20 protein-coding genes are annotated in these 18,301 nt (G+C 64.0%); 6 read left to right on the top strand and 14 right to left on the bottom strand.

Features of this window, described 5'->3' with window-relative positions:
* Positions 1 to 81 precede the first annotated feature (81 nt).
* Together rep and AC0J42_RS01165 are read left to right on the top strand one after the other, a co-directional pair.
* Complete coding sequence (rep, locus tag AC0J42_RS01170) at positions 82 to 2,091, top strand: DNA helicase Rep (protein ID WP_416421845.1); 2,010 nt, start codon at positions 82 to 84, stop codon at positions 2,089 to 2,091.
* 55 nt (positions 2,092 to 2,146) lie between these two features.
* Positions 2,147 to 2,719, top strand: coding sequence for a xanthine phosphoribosyltransferase (locus AC0J42_RS01165; protein WP_416421844.1), 573 nt, complete (start codon positions 2,147 to 2,149; stop codon positions 2,717 to 2,719).
* A 64-nt stretch (positions 2,720 to 2,783) separates the two neighbouring features.
* Here the strand turns inward: AC0J42_RS01165 and AC0J42_RS01160 are convergent, their stop codons facing one another.
* From AC0J42_RS01160 to dadA, 8 genes are all read right to left on the bottom strand, one after another.
* Positions 2,784 to 4,730, bottom strand: a complete 1,947-nt coding sequence (locus tag AC0J42_RS01160) for an acetyl-CoA hydrolase/transferase C-terminal domain-containing protein (RefSeq protein WP_473005061.1) — start codon at positions 4,728 to 4,730, stop codon at positions 2,784 to 2,786.
* A 57-nt stretch (positions 4,731 to 4,787) separates the two neighbouring features.
* A complete protein-coding gene (locus tag AC0J42_RS01155; RefSeq protein ID WP_473006797.1) occupies positions 4,788 to 5,096 on the bottom strand; it encodes a type II toxin-antitoxin system YafQ family toxin in 309 nt (102 codons plus the stop codon).
* Positions 5,059 to 5,358, bottom strand: a complete 300-nt coding sequence (locus AC0J42_RS01150; RefSeq protein WP_416421842.1) for a type II toxin-antitoxin system RelB/DinJ family antitoxin — start codon at positions 5,356 to 5,358, stop codon at positions 5,059 to 5,061. Before AC0J42_RS01150 ends, AC0J42_RS01155 begins: the two co-directional genes overlap by 38 nt.
* Before the next feature lie 155 nt (positions 5,359 to 5,513).
* On the bottom strand, positions 5,514 to 5,918 hold the full coding sequence (locus AC0J42_RS01145) for a c-type cytochrome (RefSeq protein WP_416427514.1): 405 nt from the start codon (positions 5,916 to 5,918) through the stop codon (positions 5,514 to 5,516).
* Positions 5,919 to 6,109: 191 nt separating this feature from the next.
* Complete coding sequence (locus AC0J42_RS01140; protein WP_027980762.1) at positions 6,110 to 6,658, bottom strand: cupin domain-containing protein; 549 nt, start codon at positions 6,656 to 6,658, stop codon at positions 6,110 to 6,112.
* A gap of 137 nt (positions 6,659 to 6,795) precedes the next feature.
* Positions 6,796 to 7,872, bottom strand: coding sequence for an alanine racemase (gene alr, locus AC0J42_RS01135; protein WP_473005060.1), 1,077 nt, complete (start codon positions 7,870 to 7,872; stop codon positions 6,796 to 6,798).
* Between the two features lie 81 nt (positions 7,873 to 7,953).
* Complete coding sequence (locus tag AC0J42_RS01130) at positions 7,954 to 8,307, bottom strand: RidA family protein (RefSeq protein WP_416421840.1); 354 nt, start codon at positions 8,305 to 8,307, stop codon at positions 7,954 to 7,956.
* Positions 8,279 to 9,580, bottom strand: a complete 1,302-nt coding sequence (gene dadA, locus AC0J42_RS01125) for a D-amino acid dehydrogenase (RefSeq protein WP_473005059.1) — start codon at positions 9,578 to 9,580, stop codon at positions 8,279 to 8,281. The genes AC0J42_RS01130 and dadA overlap by 29 nt, the downstream gene beginning before the upstream one ends.
* A 155-nt stretch (positions 9,581 to 9,735) precedes the next feature.
* Between dadA and dadR the strand changes: the two genes are divergently transcribed.
* Complete coding sequence (gene dadR / locus AC0J42_RS01120; RefSeq protein WP_008366790.1) at positions 9,736 to 10,224, top strand: transcriptional regulator DadR; 489 nt, start codon at positions 9,736 to 9,738, stop codon at positions 10,222 to 10,224.
* Positions 10,225 to 10,239: 15 nt separating this feature from the next.
* Here the strand turns inward: dadR and AC0J42_RS01115 are convergent, their stop codons facing one another.
* Both AC0J42_RS01115 and AC0J42_RS01110 read right to left on the bottom strand, forming a co-directional pair.
* Positions 10,240 to 10,593 carry a YkgJ family cysteine cluster protein gene (locus AC0J42_RS01115; protein WP_416421838.1) on the bottom strand — a complete coding sequence of 118 codons (354 nt, stop codon included), beginning with the start codon at positions 10,591 to 10,593 and terminating at the stop codon, positions 10,240 to 10,242.
* Between the two features lie 72 nt (positions 10,594 to 10,665).
* Positions 10,666 to 10,902, bottom strand: coding sequence for a DUF1127 domain-containing protein (locus tag AC0J42_RS01110; RefSeq protein ID WP_473005058.1), 237 nt, complete (start codon positions 10,900 to 10,902; stop codon positions 10,666 to 10,668).
* A 172-nt stretch (positions 10,903 to 11,074) separates the two neighbouring features.
* Between AC0J42_RS01110 and AC0J42_RS01105 the strand changes: the two genes are divergently transcribed.
* Both AC0J42_RS01105 and AC0J42_RS01100 read left to right on the top strand, forming a co-directional pair.
* On the top strand, positions 11,075 to 12,508 hold the full coding sequence (locus AC0J42_RS01105) for an aminotransferase-like domain-containing protein (protein WP_416421836.1): 1,434 nt from the start codon (positions 11,075 to 11,077) through the stop codon (positions 12,506 to 12,508).
* Between the two features lie 49 nt (positions 12,509 to 12,557).
* Positions 12,558 to 14,117 (top strand): phospholipase D family protein, encoded by a 1,560-nt coding sequence (locus AC0J42_RS01100; RefSeq protein ID WP_473005057.1) that lies wholly within the window; start codon positions 12,558 to 12,560, stop codon positions 14,115 to 14,117.
* Positions 14,118 to 14,243: 126 nt separating this feature from the next.
* On the opposite strand, the gene AC0J42_RS01095 is transcribed toward AC0J42_RS01100, so the two are convergent.
* Both AC0J42_RS01095 and AC0J42_RS01090 read right to left on the bottom strand, forming a co-directional pair.
* On the bottom strand, positions 14,244 to 15,380 hold the full coding sequence (locus tag AC0J42_RS01095) for an MFS transporter (protein ID WP_416421834.1): 1,137 nt from the start codon (positions 15,378 to 15,380) through the stop codon (positions 14,244 to 14,246).
* 178 nt (positions 15,381 to 15,558) lie between these two features.
* Positions 15,559 to 17,052, bottom strand: a complete 1,494-nt coding sequence (locus AC0J42_RS01090) for an aldehyde dehydrogenase (RefSeq protein WP_416421833.1) — start codon at positions 17,050 to 17,052, stop codon at positions 15,559 to 15,561.
* Positions 17,053 to 17,251: 199 nt separating this feature from the next.
* Here AC0J42_RS01090 and AC0J42_RS01085 point away from each other — a divergent pair, with 199 nt between their 5' ends.
* Positions 17,252 to 17,614, top strand: coding sequence for a cupin domain-containing protein (locus AC0J42_RS01085; protein ID WP_416421832.1), 363 nt, complete (start codon positions 17,252 to 17,254; stop codon positions 17,612 to 17,614).
* Between the two features lie 56 nt (positions 17,615 to 17,670).
* Here the strand turns inward: AC0J42_RS01085 and rpmG are convergent, their stop codons facing one another.
* Both rpmG and rpmB read right to left on the bottom strand, forming a co-directional pair.
* Entirely contained in the window at positions 17,671 to 17,826 is a 156-nt protein-coding gene (gene rpmG / locus AC0J42_RS01080; protein ID WP_016772554.1) for a 50S ribosomal protein L33, read from the bottom strand.
* Positions 17,827 to 17,838: 12 nt separating this feature from the next.
* Positions 17,839 to 18,075 (bottom strand): 50S ribosomal protein L28, encoded by a 237-nt coding sequence (gene rpmB, locus AC0J42_RS01075; protein WP_008366806.1) that lies wholly within the window; start codon positions 18,073 to 18,075, stop codon positions 17,839 to 17,841.
* Positions 18,076 to 18,301: the final 226 nt, after the last annotated feature.

Here is an 18,301-nt window from a genome sequence, read left to right as displayed (position 1 = left end):
TCACAGTGTCGGATGGTCGCGGCATTATTCCTCGACCCTGTTAAAATGCCCGGCCATTTTCGCTAGCGACCCTAATTTCGCATGTCCCGACTCAACCCCCGGCAGCAAGAAGCCGTGAACTACGTCGGCGGCCCTCTTCTGGTGCTCGCCGGTGCCGGCTCCGGCAAGACCAGCGTGATCACCCGCAAGATCGCCCATTTGGTGCAGAACTGCGGCATCCGCGCCCAATACATCGTCGCCATGACCTTTACCAACAAGGCCGCGCGCGAGATGAAGGAGCGCGTGGGCACCCTGCTGCGCGGCGGCGAAGGCCGCGGCCTGACCGTGTCCACCTTCCACAACCTGGGCCTGAACATCATCCGCAAGGAGCATGCGCGCCTGGGCTACAAGCCTGGTTTCTCGATCTTTGACGAAACAGACGTCAAGGCATTGATGACCGACATCATGCAAAAGGAATACTCGGGCGACGACGGCGTCGACGAGATCAAGAACATGATCGGCGCCTGGAAGAATGACCTGATCCTGCCGCCCGAGGCGCTGGAAAACGCCCGCAACCCCAAGGAACAGACCGCAGCCATCGTCTACACCCACTACCAGCGCACGCTCAAGGCGTTCAACGCGGTGGACTTCGACGACCTGATCCTGCTGCCGGTCAAGCTGTTCCAGGAGCACGCCGACATCCTGGAGAAATGGCAGAACCGCGTGCGCTACCTGCTGGTGGACGAATACCAGGACACCAACGCCAGCCAGTACCTGCTGGTGAAACTGCTGATCGGCACCCGCTGCCAGTTCACCGTGGTGGGCGATGACGACCAGTCGATCTACGCCTGGCGCGGCGCGCGCCCGGAAAACCTGATGCTGCTCAAGGACGACTATCCGTCGTTGAAAGTGGTGATGCTGGAGCAGAACTACCGCTCCACCAGCCGCATCCTGCGCTGCGCCAACGTGCTGATCGCCAACAACCCGCACGCCTTCGAGAAGCAACTGTGGAGCGAAATGGGCCACGGCGACGAGATTCGCGTGCTGCGCTGCAAGAACGAGGACGCCGAGGCCGAGCGCGTGGCCATGGAAATTCTCACCCTGCACCTGCGCACCGACCGCCCCTACAGTGACTTCGCCATCCTGTACCGCGGCAACTACCAGGCCAAGCTGATCGAGCTCAAGCTGCAGCACCACCAGGTGCCCTACCGCCTCAACGGCGGCAACAGCTTCTTCGGGCGCCAGGAAGTGAAGGACCTGATGGCCTACTTCCGCCTGATCGTGAACCCGGACGACGACAACGCCTTCCTGCGGGTAATCAACGTGCCGCGCCGCGAGATCGGCTCCACCACCCTGGAGAAGCTCGGCAACTACGCCACCGAGCGCAAGATTTCCATGTACCAGGCCACCGACGAGCTGGGCCTGACCGAGCACCTTGACGCGCGCTTCACCGACCGCCTGTCGCGCTTCAAGCGCTACATGGACAAGGTGCGCGAGAACTGCGCCGGCGAGGACCCGATCGCCGCCCTGCGCAGCATGATCATGGACATCGACTACGAAACCTGGATTCGCACCAACAGTTCCAGCGACAAGGCCGCCGACTACCGCATGAGCAACGTGTGGTTCCTGGTGGAGGCCCTGAAGAACACCCTGGAAAAAGACGAAGAAGGCGGCATGACCATCGAGGAAGCCATCGGTAAACTGGTGCTTCGCGATATGCTTGAACGTCAGCAGGAAGAGGAAGACGGTGCCGAGGGCGTGCAGATGATGACCCTGCATGCCTCCAAGGGCCTGGAATTCCCCTACGTGTTCATCATGGGCATGGAAGAGGAAATCCTTCCGCACCGCTCCAGCATCGAGGCCGACACCATCGAGGAAGAACGCCGCCTGGCCTACGTGGGTATCACCCGCGCACGCCAGACCCTGGCGTTCACCTTCGCGGCCAAGCGCAAGCAGTACGGCGAAATCATCGATTGTGCGCCCAGCCGTTTTCTCGATGAATTGCCGCCGGATGATCTCGCCTGGGAAGGCAATGATGACACCCCCACGGAAGTCAAAGCCGTAAGAGGCAACAATGCATTGGCCGATATTCGCGCCATGCTCAAACGCTGATTCAACACCGCCTCGGCCCCGTAGCCGGGGCCAATACGTATATTGAGGAACTGCCGTGGAAGCACTGCACAAGAAAATTCGCGAAGAAGGCATCGTGCTTTCCGATCAGGTACTGAAGGTCGACGCCTTCCTGAACCACCAGATCGACCCGGTCCTGATGCAGCAGATCGGCGACGAGTTCGCCCGCCTGTTCGCGGACTCCGGCGTGACCAAGATCGTCACCATCGAAGCCTCGGGCATTGCCCCGGCTGTGATGACCGGCCTGAAACTGGGCGTACCGGTGATTTTCGCGCGCAAGCACCAGTCGCTGACCCTGACCGAGAACCTGTTGTCGGCCACCGTCTACTCGTTCACCAAGCAGACCGAGAGCACCGTGGCCATCTCGCCGCGCCACCTCAACAGCAGCGACCGCGTGCTGGTGATCGATGACTTCCTGGCCAACGGCAAGGCGTCCCAGGCGCTGATCTCGATCATCAAGCAGGCCGGCGCCAGCGTTGCCGGCCTGGGTATCGTCATCGAGAAGTCGTTCCAGGGCGGCCGCGCCGAACTGGACGCCCAGGGTTATCACGTGGAATCCCTGGCGCGCGTCAAATCGTTGAAAGATGGCGTGGTTACGTTCATCGAGTAACGGCTGACGCAGCCTTTGGCCGCTGCTACGGGTCTTCGTAGCAGCGGCCAAAGGCCGCGTCCCGCTACCCCCGCAGGTAGCTCAAGGGCTCCGGCTGCACAGTGGCCTGCAACCCCGCCAGCAGCAAGCGCTGCAACAAATCCTCCCGCAACCCCTCTGGCTGCGCCAATTGCATGCGCATCAAGTGCACGGGGAAGCTCGACGCCGGTGGCGCGTCCAGCGCCGCCTTGCCCAGGTCCAGTAGCTCGGTGAGCTTGAACTTGCTCTTGAGCCAGTTCAGCGCCCGCAGCAGGTCCCGTTCCTCAACCGTGAAATCACACCCCAATGGATATTCGGGGAACAGCTTCGCGTGCTTGTCCGCCAGGCTTTTCAGCCGCTCGGGCGTGTTGTCGGTAAAGCGTGGGTGCAGGCGGAAATCCTTGGGCAGCTTGCCGGCCACCTGCGCCTGCTCGATCAGCGAGGTCTGGAAGCGTGAGTCGGTGATGGTCAGCATGGCCTCGATCACCTGGGCATCGGTGCGGCCGCGCAGGTCGGCGATGCCGTACTCGGTCACCACGATATCGCGCAGGTGCCGGGGGATGGTGCAGTGGCCGTACTCCCAGAGAATGTTGGAGCTCACCTCGCCCCCGGCCTCGCGCCAGCTGCGCAGCACCAGGATCGAACGCGCGTCGTGCAGCGCATGGCCCTGCACCACGAAGTTGTACTGCCCGCCCACGCCGCTGAGCACCCGGCCGTCTTCCAACTGGTCGGAGACCGCCGCGCCCAGCAGGGTCGCGGTAAACGCGGTGTTGATGAAACGTGCGTCGCGCCGTTGCAGGCGCTTGAGCGCTTCCTGGCCATACAGCTCGTTGATGTAGCTGATGGCGGTCATGTTGAAACCGTCCAGGGTTTCCAGAGGCAGTTCGCGCAGGCGCTGGTAGAAACTGCGCGGGCCCAGGAAGAAACCGCCGTGGATGCTGACACCCGGCGGCTCGGCCCCGTCCAGGCTGCCATTGTTGGCCAGCGCCTGGGTAGCGACGTCGGCGTACACCTTGCGCCGCACGATGCCGGCCTCCGCCAGCACCAACAGGCCATTGACGAACATTTCGCTGCAGCCGTACAGGCCCTCGGCAAACGGCGCCAGCCCGCCTTCGCGCTCGATCAGCGGCTGCCAGGGGGCCAGGTCCATATCTTCCAGCAAGGCCCGATAGCCGGCGTTGTCGGCCTGGCGCGCCAGCAGCGCGGCGGTCAGCGCATCGCCCATGGAGCCGATGCCGATCTGCAACGTGCCGCCGTCGCGCACCAGGGTGCTGGCGTGCAAGCCAATGAAGTGGTCCTGCAGGCCTACCGGCATGTTCGGTGTGGAAAACAGCGTGGTGGCGTCGGCTTCGTCGATCATCAGGTCGAACAGGCTGCGGTCCACCTCGGCGTCGCCGGCCATGAACGGCAGCTCGGCATGCACCTGGCCGAGCATCAGGATCGTCTCGCCGGCCTCGCGCCGCTTGGCCAGCATCGGTAGCAGGTCCAGGGTGATATCCGGGTTGCAGCTCAGGCTCAGCTTCGCCGGCTGGTAAGGGGCCTGGGCCACCAGTTGCGCCACCAGGTTCAGGCCCTGGGCGTTGATGTCACGGGCGGCGTGGCTGTAGTTGCTGCTGACGTAGGATTGCTGCGCCACATGGCTGTGCAGCAGGTTGCCCGGCTGCATGAAGAACTGCTCGACACGAATGTTGGGGGGCAGCTTGTCGGCGTGCAGGTCGGCGAGATAGTCCAGCTCGGGGTAATCGCCGTAGACCCGCTCCACGAAGGGCTCGAGGAAGCGCTTCTGCAGGCCGTCGCCCAGCTTGGGGCGGCCCAGGCTCAGGGCGGTGTAGATGGTCAGGCGCCGCTCGGGCAACTGGCGAATGCGCGCGTACAGCGCGTTGACGAACTTGTTGGGCTTGCCCAGCCCCAGCGGCAGGCCCATGTGAATATGTGCCGGCAGCCTTGCCAGCACCTCATCCACGGCACGATCGATCGAACAGACTTGCGTCATCGGCACCTCCGCTTGCGCTCAATTGCACCCTGATGCTCCAGAGGGCCATTCAGATGGTCAGCGGAACAGCTCCGCATGGCTACCCAGATCGACAAACAAAACGAGGTCGGGTTCGGGCAACGAATAAATCAAAAGAAAGTCGCCCCCAATATGGCATTCCCTGAACCCTTTCCACTCCCCCACAAGATCATGATCCCTATAAATCGGCGGTAACAGCTCGCCCATGAAAAGCAGTGTCATGACCCGACATACTTCGTTCATGTCACGGCGACCCGCACGGTTATAGCGCTCCCAGGACTTCCTGAACTCCGGCGTTTGCGAACACCGTTTAGGCCTTTTTGCCCGTTTTTCCTTTTTTTGGAACATCGCCATCCGTATCACCGAGCATTTCGTCTATCGAGTTGAAATGCCGATGGATCTCCCGTGCCTGCTGCATGGCGCGCGCGGTTTTTTCCGACGGCACTCTTACCTCAAAAGGCAGACCTTGACTCGCCACAACCTGACGGAGGAACAGGCGCATTGCATCACTCAAGCTTAGCCCGCAGGACTTCAGCACCTCGGTGGCGCTGATTTTCAAATCCTCTTCAATGCGGCACCGCACATCAGTGGTCTTCAGTATCGCGGCCATGTTGATCACCTCTCCGCCAAAATGTAGCTACATTGTTCCCACGCGGGACATTATCGGTTCTGCCTCACGGTGGCACAACACAAGAGATGTTTCCAAACAAAACGCACCCGTTGCCGCTGCGGCTCCGGTGTGGTGGTGAGCATGGGAAAGGCGCGTCAGAGCCCGGACATTTTCTTGATGGCGCCTTTCAGCTCGTCGTCGGTGCAGTCGGAGCACGTGCCCTTGGGCGGCATGGAGTTGATGCCGGTGATGGCCTTGGCCAGCAGGCCGTCGACGCCGCCCTGTTCCTTGGCGCGCTTGCCCCAGTCGGCGCCGTCGCCGATTTTTGGCGAACCGAGCAGGCCGGTGCCGTGGCAGGCGTTGCAGTGCTTGGCGATGACGTCGTCGGGGGATTTCGCGGCGCCGCCGGCGGCCACGGCGGTCACGGCCATGCCGGGGCACTCCTTGCCCTGCACGCAGACCTGGCCAACGGGCTCCAGGCGCTTGGCGATGTCGTCGGTGGTGGTTGCCTGGGCAGTCAGGGCCCAGAGGGCCAGTGCGGTTGCTGGTGCGGCCAGCATCTTGTTGATTTTGAAGTTCACGCCTACACCCTCATGGTGGCTAATCGCGCCCGCGGCCACGGTTTCGCAGGCAGCGTCCAGTATAGCGACAAAGCCTGCCGCCCCGGAACAACCTTATTGTTCTCATGGGTATTGCCGTGGCGCGCAGGCCACGGCTCCCTGAACATTGAGTGTAGCGCTGTAATCGACGGTCAGAAGTTCGCCGGGGTGGCGGCGCTGATCAGCCGGGCAGGCTCGTCGTAGGGGTTGCGGAAACGGTGCGGCTTGGTGCTTTCGAAGTAGTAGCTGTCGCCCGCTTCGAGAATGAAGGTCTCCGCGCCCACCACCAGCTCCAGCTTGCCCTCGAGCAGGATGCCGGTCTCCTCGCCTTCATGGGTGAGCATCTCTTCGCCGGTGTCGGCGCCGGGCGGGTAGATCTCGTTGAGGAAGGCGATGGCCCGGCTCGGGTGCGCCTTGCCCACCAGCTTCATCGTCACGGCACCGTCGGAGATGTCGATCAGCTCATTGGCCTTGTAGACGATCTGGGTCGGGTTTTCGGGCTGCAGCTCTTCGGAGAAGAATTCCACCATGGACATGGGAATGCCCCCCAGCACTTTGCGCAGGGAGCTGATCGAGGGGCTGACGCTGTTCTTCTCGATCATCGAAATGGTGCTGTTGGTGACGCCCGCACGCTTGGCGAGTTCACGCTGGGACAGACCTTTGAGTTTGCGAATGGCTTGCAGTCGTTCACCGACGTCCAATGCTGGTGCCTCCAGGGGGTATTCACGGTCAGGGGTGTTGTTTTGAACGTTATCATGGCAACAGCGTTCAGTATTTACAACACTTGTACCCCGCCCGGCCTACGCCCTGGCGACTTGCGGCCCTGCGCAACCAGGCGTCAATCCCCGGAATAGACCAGTGGCACCCGGCGCAGGTTGCAGAAGATCTGGTACGGGATGGTCTCGGCGCAGGCGGCCACTTCACTGGCCAGGATGTGCTTGCCCCACAGTTCCACGGGGCTGCCCAGCTCGGCTTCGGGCGTGTCGGTCAGGTCGATGCACAGCATGTCCATGGACACCCGGCCCAGCAGGCGGCTGCGTTTGCCGGCCACCAGCACCGGGGTGCCGGTGCCCGCGTGGCGTGGGTAGCCGTCGGCATAACCGAGGGCGACGACGCCGATGCGCATGGGCTTGTCGGTGATGAACCTGGCGCCGTAGCCAACCGGCTCGCCAGCAGGCAGCTCGCGCACGCAGATGACCTTGGACTCCAGGGTCATCACCGGCTGCAGGCGCGCCGCCTCGGCCTGGGGCGCTTCGAACGGCGTGGCACCGTAAAGCATGATGCCTGGGCGCACCCAGTCGCCGGGCACCTGGGGCAGGCCCAGCAGGGCCGGCGAGTTGCGCAGGCTGGTTTCCGCCGCCAGGCCCTGGCGCGCGGCTTCGAACACTGCCACCTGGTCAGCGCTGCTGGGGCAGTCCAGCTCATCGGCGCGGGCGAAGTGGCTCATCAGCACGATTTTCGCCACTTTGCCGCTGGCCAGCAGGCGCTGGTAGGCGCCCGCATAATCCTTGGGATGCAGGCCGACCCGGTGCATGCCCGAGTCCAGCTTCAGCCACACCACGATGGGCTTGCTCAACTGCGCCTGCTCGATGGCTTCCAGCTGCCACAGCGAATGCACCACGCACCAGAAGTTGTGCTCCACCACCAGCTGCAGCTCGTCCGCCTCGAAGATGCCTTCCAGCAGCAACACCGGCGCCTGGATGCCGCCGGCGCGCAGTTCCAGGGCCTCCTCGATGCAGGCCACGGCAAAGCCGTCGGCCTCGCGCTCTAGAGCCTGGGCGCAGCGCACGGCGCCATGGCCATAGGCATCGGCCTTGATCACGGCCAGGGCCTTGGCCCCGTTGGCGAGTTCACGGGCCAGGCGGTAGTTGTGACGCAGGGCGTCGAGGTCGATCAGGGCACGGGCAGGACGCATGACGGCTGTCTTCTTCTGGGCAGGCTGTGGGCGTAAAAAACCCGGCGATGGTGGCAGCCACTACCGGGCACAAGGTGTTTCTCAGGGCAGTGCGGCGACCACCGACAGCTCGACGAGGATTTCCGGCTCGCACAGCTTGGCCTCGACCGTGGCCCGGGCCGGTGCCACGCCCTTGGGCAGCCACTGGTCCCAGACACTGTTCATGCCGGCGAAGTGGGCGTCGATGTCCTTCAGGTAGATGGTCACCGAGAGCAGGCGCGACTTGTCGGTGCCGGCCAGGTCCAGCAGGCGCTCGATGTTGTTGAGGGTTTCACGGGTCTGCTGCTCAATCCCGGCCTCCATGCTATCGCCCACCTGCCCGGCAAGGTAAACGGTGCCGTTGTGGGTGACGATCTGACTCATGCGCTCATTGGTGAGCTGGCGCTGGATTGACATGCTTTGCAGTCTCCTGGTGTTTGCCGTAACGGGAAATATCGAGGCCTTCGGCGCTGATTTGCGGCTTCTTGCGCGCCATCAGGTCAGCCAGGAAGCGGCCGGAGCCGCAGGCCATGGTCCAGCCGAGCGTGCCGTGGCCGGTGTTGAGGAACAGGTTGCGCAACGGTGTGGCACCGACGATGGGCGTGCCATCGGGGGTGGTGGGGCGCAGGCCGGTCCAGAAGCTTGCCTGGTTCAGGTCACCGCCGTGAGGATAAAGATCGTTGACGATCATCTCCAGCGTTTCACGCCGACGCGGGTTCAGCGACAGGTCGAAACCGGCGATCTCGGCCATGCCGCCCACGCGGATGCGGTTGTCGAAACGGGTGATCGCGACCTTGAAGCTCTCGTCCAGGATGGTCGAGGTGGGTGCCATGGCCGGGTTGGTGATGGGCACGGTCAGCGAGTAGCCCTTGAGCGGGTACACCGGCGCGCGAATGCCCAGCGGCTTGAGCAGCTGTGGCGAGTAGCTGCCCAGCGCCAGCACGTAGCGGTCGGCGGTTTCCAGCTTGCCGTCGATGACCACGCCGTTGACCCGGTCGCCGGCGAAGTCCAGGCGTTCGATGTTCTGCCCGAAGCGGAACTCCACGCCCAGGTCCACGGCCATCTGCGCCAGCCTGGTGGTGAACATCTGGCAGTCGCCAGTCTGGTCGTTGGGCAGGCGCAGGGCACCAGCGAGGATGTTGGTGACGCCGGCCAGGGCCGGCTCGACGCGGGCGATGCCGTCGCGGTCGAGCAGCTCGTAGGGCACGCCGGATTGTTCCAGCACGGCGATGTCCTTGGCGGCGTTGTCCAGCTGCGCCTGGGTGCGGAACAGCTGGGTGGTGCCCAGGGTACGGCCTTCGTAGGCGATGCCGGTCTCGGCGCGCAGTTCATCGAGGCAGTCGCGGCTGTACTCGGACAGGCGCACCATGCGTTCCTTGTTCACCGCGTAGCGGCTGGCGGTGCAGTTGCGCAGCATCTGCGCCATCCACAGGTACTGGTCGATGTCGGCGGTGGCCTTGATGGCCAGGGGCGCGTGGCGCTCGAGCAGCCACTTGATGGCCTTGAGCGGCACGCCCGGGGCGGCCCACGGCGAGGCGTAGCCCGGCGAGACCTGGCCGGCGTTGGCGAAGCTGGTTTCCATGGCAACGGCGTTCTGACGGTCTACCACCGTCACTTCAAAGCCCTGCCGCGCCAGATAATAGGCACTGGCGGTACCTATCACACCGCTACCAAGTACCAGAACTCGCATGCTCAATCCCTCAACGCGGATAACCGCTGACATTTGTTGTTTATTGCGAAGATGCGCGCAGTTTAAAAAACATCAGCCAGTGCTATTCACTATATAACGGCCTATTATTGGCGAGAATTCTCGGCAAAAACCGCTTTTACGGAGGGGCATCGCCTATGCGTACCCAGCATCAGAGCAAACGTGAGCTGGACAAGATCGACCGTAATATCCTGCGTATCCTGCAGGCCGACGGGCGTATTTCGTTCACTGAACTGGGGGAAAAGGTGGGGCTGTCGACCACGCCCTGCACCGAGCGCGTGAGGCGCCTGGAGCGCGAAGGCATCATCATGGGCTACAACGCCCGCCTCAACCCGCAGCATCTCAAGGGCAGCCTGCTGGTGTTCGTGGAGATCAGCCTGGACTACAAGTCGGGCGATACCTTCGAGGAATTCCGCCGCGCGGTGCTCAAGCTGCCCCACGTGCTGGAATGCCACCTGGTGTCGGGCGATTTCGACTACCTGGTGAAGGCGCGCATCTCGGAGATGGCCTCGTACCGCAAGCTGCTGGGCGACATCCTGCTGAAGCTGCCGCACGTGCGCGAGTCCAAGAGCTACATCGTGATGGAAGAGGTGAAGGAAAGCCTGAACCTGCCGATCCCGGATTGAAGTTGACGTTATCCGTTACACCAGCACCTGGCGCGTGCTGGCGATGAAGGTGTGCACGGCCTTTTCCGCCAACGGGTGAATCAGCTCTGCCGGGCGCCGGCCATTGGGGCACGGCAGGCTTGCGGTGGTGCCGAACAGCCGGCAGATCAGCGGCCGCTCCTCATACACCGTGCAGCCGTTGGGCCCCAGGTGCACACAGTTCAGCTCGGCCAGCGCCGCCTCCTGCTCGGCCGCGGTCTTGCGCGGCAGGCGGGCCATCTCCTCGGACGAGGTGGTGACCGGGCCGCAGCAATCGTGGCAACCCGGCACGCACTCGAAGGAAGGGATCTGCTCACGCAGGAAGAGAATCTTGTGGCGGTTGCAGCTCATGGGGGGGTACCTGTCGACGCGAGCCGCCATTTTGCCTGCCCGGCGGCGCCCGACGAAAGCCCCGCCGGTCCTTCACTCCTTCCAGAACGGCTTCAGCCCCTCGACCCGTGCTTCACTGGCGGACACGCCGATGTCACGCAGCTGGTCGGCATCCAGCTCCAGCAAGGCCCGGCGGGTGGTCAGGCGGTGCCACATCAGGCTCCAGAACCCCAGGCCTTCAGGGGCCGAGCGCACGCGCCGCCCTTGGGCATCACATGCCTGGAGTTCCTGGCTGCGCAGCAGCAGACGCACATCGCTCAAGCCGTTCATGACCTTGCTCCTTGGTGTTGGTGTGGGTACGGGTTCATGATCCGCCCAATACAGCCGACCTTACAGATCCAAAAAACAGGTATATTCACCATACAGATTAGCCCGAACGCGGTCTGTATCGCTGCAATTCCGCGCCATCTGTATGGTCCGCACACGCCGCCGGGAGTACGCCATGACCCTCTACGTGAATCTTGCCGAACTGTTGGGCTCGCGCATCGAGCAGGGTTTCTATCGCCCCGGCGACCGCCTGCCCTCGGTGCGCGCGCTGAGCGCCGAGCACGGCGTCAGCCTGAGCACGGTGCAGCAGGCCTACCGGGTGCTGGAGGACAACGGCCTGGCGGCACCGCGCCCCAAGTCCGGCTACTTCGTGCCCAGCGCCCGCGAACTGCCGGCGCTGCCGGTGGTGGGCCGCCCGGCGCAACGGCCGGTGGACATCTCCCAGTGGGACCAGGTCAGCGAACTGATCCGCAGCGTGCCGCGCAAGGACGTGGTGCAACTGGGCCGCGGCATGCCCGACGTCGACACGCCCACGCTCAAGCCTTTGCTGCGCAGCCTGGCGCAGCTGTCCCGGCGCCAGGACATGCCGGGGCTGTACTACGACACCGTCAACGGCACCGAGGCCCTGCGCACCCAGGTGGCGCGGCTGCTGCTGGACTCCGGCTGCCAGCTACAGGCCAGCGACCTGGTGATCACCACCGGCTGCCACGAAGCGTTGTCGGCCAGCGTGCGCGCGGTGTGCCAGCCGGGGGACATCGTCGCCGTCGACTCGCCCAGCTTTTTCGGCGCCATGCAGACCCTCAAGGGCCTGGGCATGAAAGCCCTGGAAATTCCCACCGACCCCATCACCGGCATCAGCCTGGAAGCCCTGGAGCTGGCCCTGGAGCAGTGGCCGGTGAAGCTCATCCAGCTGACCCCCAACTGCAACAACCCGCTGGGCTACGTGATGCCCGAGGCGCGCAAGCGGGCGCTGCTGACCCTGGCCCAGCGCTACGACGTGGCCATCATCGAGGACGACGTCTACGGCGACCTGGCCTACACCTACCCGCGGCCGCGCACCATCAAGTCGTTCGACGAGGACGGCCGCGTACTGCTGTGCAGCTCGTTCTCCAAGAGCCTGGCGCCCGGCCTGCGCATCGGCTGGGTGGCGCCGGGGCGCTACCTGGAGCGGGTGCTGCACATGAAGTACATCAGCACCGGCTGCACCGCCACCCAGCCGCAACTGGCCATCGCCGACTTCCTCAAGGAGGGCTGCTTCGAACCGCACCTGCGGCGCATGCGCAGCCAGTACCAGCGCTCGCGCGACTTGATGATCGACTGGGTGAGCCGGTATTTTCCCGCGGGCACCCGCGCCAGCCGCCCCCAAGGCGGGTTCATGCTGTGGGTGGAGCTGCCGGAAAGTTTTGATACGCAGCGGCTGAACCGCGCTTTACTGGAGCAGAACGTGCAGATCGCCGTGGGCAGTATTTTCTCGGCCTCGGGCAAATACCGGAACTGCCTGCGAATGAACTTCGCCGCGCGCGCCACCCGGGAAATCGAAGACGCGGTGCGCAAGGTCGGGGAGACGGCCAAGCGGCTGATCGCCGAGATTGACCACGCCACTGAATGACTTTTCCCCGGCTGCTGGAGTCATAGCCACGCCTGCCCTGCCTTGAAGGATGCCCGAGTTGCGAAACCACTGGCTGTTGCCACTGCTGATGACCGCCCTGCTGGCCGGCTGCGCCACCAGTGGCAGCCACCGTCAACCCAGCCAGGCCCTGCCCGCCGACCAGTCGGCGTTCGGCCGCTCGGTGCAGGCGCAGGTGGCGGAGCACCAGGGGCTGTCCGGCTTTCGCCTGCTGCCCAACGGCCCGGAAGCGTTCCGCGCCCGCGCCGAACTGATCCGCAACGCGCAGAAGAGCCTGGACCTGCAGTACTACATCGTCCATGACGGCCTGAGCACCCGCGCGCTGGTGCACGAACTGCTCAAGGCCGCCGACCGTGGCGTGCGCATCCGCATCCTGCTGGACGACACCACCAGCGACGGCCTGGACGACATCATCGCCACCCTGGCCGAGCACCCCAATATCCAGATCCGCCTGTTCAACCCGCTGCACCTGGGCCGCGCCACCGGCGCCACGCGGGCGATGGGCCGGCTGTTCAACCTGTCGCAGCAGCACCGGCGCATGCACAACAAGCTGTGGATCGCCGACGACAGCATGGCGATTGTCGGCGGTCGCAACCTGGGCGACGAATATTTCGACGCCGAGGCCAACCTCAATTTCACCGACATCGACCTGCTCAGCGTCGGCCCCGCCGCCGCCCACCTGGGCGAAAGTTTCGACCAGTACTGGAACAGCGCCCTGAGCCGGCCCATCGGCGAATTCCTGTATTTCAAGCCCTCGCCCAAGGACCTGGTGAAGACCCGCGGGCGCCTGGAAGCCTGGCTCGCAGACGCCCGCGAGCAGCGCCCGGCGCTGTACCAGCGGATGATGAGCTACCGCTTCGAACCGCAGATGGCCACCTGGCGCAACGAGCTGATCTGGGCCGACAGCCAGGTGCTGTGGGACGCCCCCAGCAAGGTGCTGGCGGTGGATGAGCCCGACCCGCACCTGCTGCTGACCACGCAACTGGCGCCGCAGCTGGCCAACGTGCACCAGGAACTGATGCTGATCTCGGCGTATTTCGTGCCCCGTGAGCCGGGCCTGTTGTACCTGACCGGCCGCGCCGACGCCGGGGTGTCGGTCAGCCTGCTGACCAACTCCCTGGAAGCCACCGACGTGCCCGCCGTGCACGGCGGCTACGCGCCCTACCGCAAGGCTTTGCTGGAACACGGCGTGAAGCTGTACGAACTGCGCCGCCAGCCGGGCGAGCAGCCCAAGCGCAAGCTGCTGGGCTTCCACGGCAGCTCCGACTCCAGCCTGCACAGCAAGGCGATGATCTTCGACCGCAAGCGGGTGTTCATCGGCTCGTTCAATTTCGATGCACGCTCGGTGCTATGGAACACCGAGGTAGGCGTGCTGGTGCACAGCCCGGAACTGGCCGAGCGCACCCGCGAGCTGGCGCTGCAGGGCATGGCGCCGGCGCTCAGCTACCAGGCGGTGCTGCAGGACGGCAAGGTGGTGTGGGTGACGGAAGACAACCACCACCTGCACACCCTGACCACCGAGCCGGGTGACCTGTGGCGGCGCTTCAATGCCTGGATGAGCAAGGCCATCGGCCTGGAGAAGATGCTCTGACCCCTCCACACCCGTAGCCGCTGCCGCCAGGCTGCGCTGGCCAGCATGAACCCTGAAGATCTCCAGCGAGGCATACGGCCAGCGCAGCCTGCGGCAGCGGCTACGGGATTGGGCACCTGGGCGTCGTCAAGCAGGCAGCTCCAGCGCATGGGGTTTGCGCGCCAGCAGCACCAGGCCAAACGCGCCGGCGGCCATCAACAGCGGCAACGCATGCCCGCTCACCCACTGGCTGCCGGCCCCGGCCAGCACTGGCCCGATCAGGCAGCCAATGCCCCACAGCTGCGCCACGTGGGCGTTGGCGCGCACCAGCGCGTCATCCCGGTAGCGCTCGCCAATCAACACCAGCGACAAGGTGAACAGGCCCCCGGCGCTGGCGCCGAAAATCACCCACAGCGGCCAGATGGCAATCGTCTCGATCAACAGCGGAATCGCCAGGCTGGACAGCATCAAGGCCACCGCGCAGCCAAAGAACAGCGTGCGCCGCGACATGCGGTCGGCCAGGGCGCCAATCGGCAGCTGCAACAGCGCGTCGCCCACCACCACGGTGCTGACCATGAACAGCGCGATCTGGGCGGTGAAACCCTGCTGCAGGCAATACACCGGCAACAGCGTGAGAATCATCGCCTCGAAGGCGGCAAACAGCGAAATGGCCCAGGCAATCACCGGCAGGCGCCGGCAGAAGCCGCCCAGGTCGCGCAGGGTCACGTTGCAGGCCTCGGCGCTGGGCGCGCCGCTGCGGCCCAACAGCAGCAAGGGCGACACCACCAGCAAGGCCACGCCCACCCAGAAACCGTAGTCCTGGTCGGTACCCACGGCGCCCAGCAGCAACGGCCCGCACAGCTGGCTCAGGGCATAGCTGCTGCCATACAGCGCCACCAGCCGGCCGCGCCACTGCTCCACGACGATCTGGTTGATCCAGCTTTCGCCGAGGATGAAGACGATGGTCAGCACCATGCCGATCAGCAGGCGCAGCGCCAGCCACACCGGGTAGCTGGGCAGCAGCGCCAGCAGGCCGACGGACAACGCCCCGCCCCACAGGCACAGGCGCATCAGCTGCGCCGTGCCAAAGCGCGCCGCCAGCCGGCTGGCCAGGCCGGCGCCGGCCAGCACGCCAATGGCCGGCATCGACGCCATGACGCCAATGGCGAAGCTGCCGTAGCCCCAGCCTTCCAGGCGCAGCGACACCAGCGGCATGCTCACGCCCAACGCCAGGCCTACGCTCAACACGGCGCTCAGCACGGCGAAATAGGTTCCCCAACGCATTTCCACGCTCCTGTGGATAACTGCCAAGACGACACAGCCGGGCCTCCCCTGCGGAAGGCCCGGCTGTGTCGAAGATCTCGTAGCCGCTGCCGAAGGCTGCGCTGGCTTTGATATACGCCGGAAGTCTCCAGCGTGGCAGAAGGCCAGCGCAGCCTGGCGGCAGCGGCTACAGGGTTGTTTACAGCTTGATCCAGGTCGCCTTCAGCTCGGTGTACTTGTCGAACGCGTGCAGCGACTTGTCGCGGCCGTTGCCCGACTGCTTGAAGCCACCGAACGGCGCGGTCATGTCGCCACCGTCGTACTGGTTCACCCACACGCTGCCGGCGCGCAGCGCCTTGGCGGTCAGGTGGCCCTTGGAGATGTCCGAGGTCCACACCGCGGCGGCCAGGCCGTAAGGGGTGTCGTTGGCGATGTTGATGGCTTCCTCGACGCTGTCGAAGGCAATCACCGACAGCACTGGCCCGAAAATCTCTTCCTGGGCGATGCGCATGGCATTGTCCACGCCATCGAAGATGGTCGGCTCGACGTAGGTGCCGCCGGTCTCTTCGAGGATGCGCTTGCCGCCCACCAGCAGCTTGGCGCCGTCGCTGTGGCCAGCCTCGATGTAGGACAGCACGGTGTTCATCTGCTGAGTGTCCACCAACGCACCGACGGTGGTTTCAGGGTCCAGCGGGTTGCCCGGCTTCCACGCCTTCAGGGCTTCAAGCACCAGCGGCAGGAATTGATCCTTGATGGAACGCTCCACCAGCAGGCGCGAGCCGGCTGTGCAGACTTCGCCCTGGTTGAAGGCGATGGCGCTGGCAGCCGACTCGGCAGCAGCCTTCAGGTCCGGGGCATCGGCGAACACAATGTTCGGGCTCTTGCCGCCGGCTTCCAGCCAAACGCGCTTCATGTTCGACTCGCCAGCGTAGATCATCAGCTGCTTGGCGATCTTGGTGGAGCCAGTGAACACCAAGGTGTCCACGTCCATGTGCAGCGCCAGGGCCTTGCCCACAGTGTGGCCATAGCCTGGCAGCACGTTGAACACGCCCTTCGGAATGCCGGCCTCGATGGCCAGTTCGGCGATGCGGATGGCGGTCAGCGGCGACTTTTCCGACGGCTTGAGGATCACCGAGTTGCCGGTGGACAGCGCCGGGCCCAGTTTCCAGCAGGCCATCATCAGCGGGAAGTTCCACGGCACGATGGCGGCCACGACGCCCACTGGCTCGCGGGTCACCAGGCCCAGCTGGTCATGCGGGGTGGCGGCGACTTCGTCATAGATCTTGTCGATGGCCTCGCCGCTCCAGGACAGCGCATTGGCGGCGCCGGCCACGTCAATGTTCAGCGAGTCGCTGATCGGCTTGCCCATGTCCAGGGTTTCCAGCAGCGCCAGCTCCTGCGCGTGCTGCTTCAGCAGGCCGGCGAAGCGAATCATGGTGGCCTTGCGCTTGGCCGGGGCCAGGCGCGACCAGACGCCGCTGTTGAAGGTGCTACGGGCGTTTTCCACGGCGCGCTGGGCGTCCGCCAGGTCACAGCTGGCAACCTGCGCCAGGAGGCGACCGTCGACCGGGCTCAGGCACTCGAACGTGGCGCCGGAAGCGGCCGCGGTGTATTCACCGTTGATGAATGCACGGCCTTCAATCTTCACATCCCGGGCACGTTGTTCCCAGTCCGCACGAGTCAAAGTGGTCATACGTATCCCCTCCTCTTATTGATTTACAGCGCCCGCGAAGCATAATCGCGCACGCTTGCGAATAGTGCCGGTCCGGAATCGCGACTCACGGCATCCGTTACCCTAAACCACCCGGACCCGAATTTTCAATATATTTGACAACAAACAGTAAAAAGCCGTGTCATGTTTGTTTTATTGGACAAATGAGGAGGATTCGCCCATGAGCATCGCCACCATCGTCGACTTTGCCCTGGCCACCACGCCAGCCGATCACTACCGCCCCGCCGCGGAAAAGATTCTCAAGGGCGACCCTGCGCAAAAGGTCCACCACCACTACTCAAGCCCCTGCGAGCAATTTGGCGCGGGCGTGTGGGAAGGCGAAGTGGGCCAGTGGACCGTCAACTATACCGAGCATGAGTACTGCGAGATCGTGCAAGGTGTGTCCGTGCTGCGCGACCTGGACGGCAACGCCAAGACCCTGCGGGTGGGCGACCGCTTCGTGATCCCGGCAGGCTTCCGTGGCACCTGGGAGGTGCTGGAGCCGTGCCGCAAGATCTACGTGATGTTCGAGCAAAAAGCCTGAGCAAAAAAAAGGCCCGCATCGTGAGATGCGGGCCTTTTTTTTCGGGCGAAAATCAATTACTTGATTTTGCCTTCTTTGTACATCACGTGCTTGCGAACAACCGGATCATATTTCTTGATCTCGATTTTGTCCGGGGTAGTACGCTTGTTCTTGTCGGTAGTGTAGAAATGACCAGTACCGGCACTCGAAATCAAACGAATCAATTCACGCATGATTTTGCTCCCTTAGACCTTGGCGCCAGCAGCGCGGATTTCGGCCAGCACGACATCAATGCCGCGCTTGTCGATGATACGCATGCCTTTGGCGGATACGCGCAGACGCACGAAACGCTTCTCGGACTCGACCCAGAAGCGGTGATGCTGCAGGTTCGGCAGGAAACGACGACGGGTTTTGTTGTTTGCGTGGGAAATGTTATTCCCAGTCACCGGACCCTTACCGGTAACTTGACATACTCTCGACATGCCTCAGCCCTCTAAAACCACATGCCCAACCCGGCATGGGTTGGCCGCTTATCTCTCAGTCTTGGCGCCAGGCGCCGCGTTTCTTCAGGGGTCTTACCAGCCTCGCCTGTCGGCGAAGGATCCGGGCCCCTAGAAAAGAGCGCTGCTTTATACCAGAAAGACCTGCGTGCAACAACTCCGACCGCACTTTCAATTCCGCACCAAAGCCCTCGCCGCAGCGCAAAGG

The sequence above is a fragment of the Pseudomonas sp. Tav-5-1A genome (assembly GCF_055755055.1).
Note: the sequence above shows the minus strand (reverse complement) of the source record. Positions and strands in the feature narration are given on the sequence as shown.

Coding starts and splice junctions, on each gene's coding strand:
- rep (WP_416421845.1), top strand. CDS start 82: ATGTCCCGACTCAACCCCCGGCAGCAAGAAGCCGTGAACTACGTCGGC.
- AC0J42_RS01160 (WP_473005061.1), bottom strand. CDS start 4,730: ATGACGCAAGTCTGTTCGATCGATCGTGCCGTGGATGAGGTGCTGGCA.
- AC0J42_RS01155 (WP_473006797.1), bottom strand. CDS start 5,096: ATGTTCCAAAAAAAGGAAAAACGGGCAAAAAGGCCTAAACGGTGTTCG.
- AC0J42_RS01150 (WP_416421842.1), bottom strand. CDS start 5,358: ATGGCCGCGATACTGAAGACCACTGATGTGCGGTGCCGCATTGAAGAG.
- AC0J42_RS01145 (WP_416427514.1), bottom strand. CDS start 5,918: ATGCTGGCCGCACCAGCAACCGCACTGGCCCTCTGGGCCCTGACTGCC.
- alr (WP_473005060.1), bottom strand. CDS start 7,872: ATGCGTCCTGCCCGTGCCCTGATCGACCTCGACGCCCTGCGTCACAAC.
- AC0J42_RS01130 (WP_416421840.1), bottom strand. CDS start 8,307: ATGTCAATCCAGCGCCAGCTCACCAATGAGCGCATGAGTCAGATCGTC.
- dadA (WP_473005059.1), bottom strand. CDS start 9,580: ATGCGAGTTCTGGTACTTGGTAGCGGTGTGATAGGTACCGCCAGTGCC.
- dadR (WP_008366790.1), top strand. CDS start 9,736: ATGCGTACCCAGCATCAGAGCAAACGTGAGCTGGACAAGATCGACCGT.
- AC0J42_RS01115 (WP_416421838.1), bottom strand. CDS start 10,593: ATGAGCTGCAACCGCCACAAGATTCTCTTCCTGCGTGAGCAGATCCCT.
- AC0J42_RS01110 (WP_473005058.1), bottom strand. CDS start 10,902: ATGAACGGCTTGAGCGATGTGCGTCTGCTGCTGCGCAGCCAGGAACTC.
- AC0J42_RS01105 (WP_416421836.1), top strand. CDS start 11,075: ATGACCCTCTACGTGAATCTTGCCGAACTGTTGGGCTCGCGCATCGAG.
- AC0J42_RS01100 (WP_473005057.1), top strand. CDS start 12,558: ATGCCCGAGTTGCGAAACCACTGGCTGTTGCCACTGCTGATGACCGCC.
- AC0J42_RS01095 (WP_416421834.1), bottom strand. CDS start 15,380: ATGCGTTGGGGAACCTATTTCGCCGTGCTGAGCGCCGTGTTGAGCGTA.
- AC0J42_RS01090 (WP_416421833.1), bottom strand. CDS start 17,052: ATGACCACTTTGACTCGTGCGGACTGGGAACAACGTGCCCGGGATGTG.
- AC0J42_RS01085 (WP_416421832.1), top strand. CDS start 17,252: ATGAGCATCGCCACCATCGTCGACTTTGCCCTGGCCACCACGCCAGCC.
- rpmG (WP_016772554.1), bottom strand. CDS start 17,826: ATGCGTGAATTGATTCGTTTGATTTCGAGTGCCGGTACTGGTCATTTC.
- rpmB (WP_008366806.1), bottom strand. CDS start 18,075: ATGTCGAGAGTATGTCAAGTTACCGGTAAGGGTCCGGTGACTGGGAAT.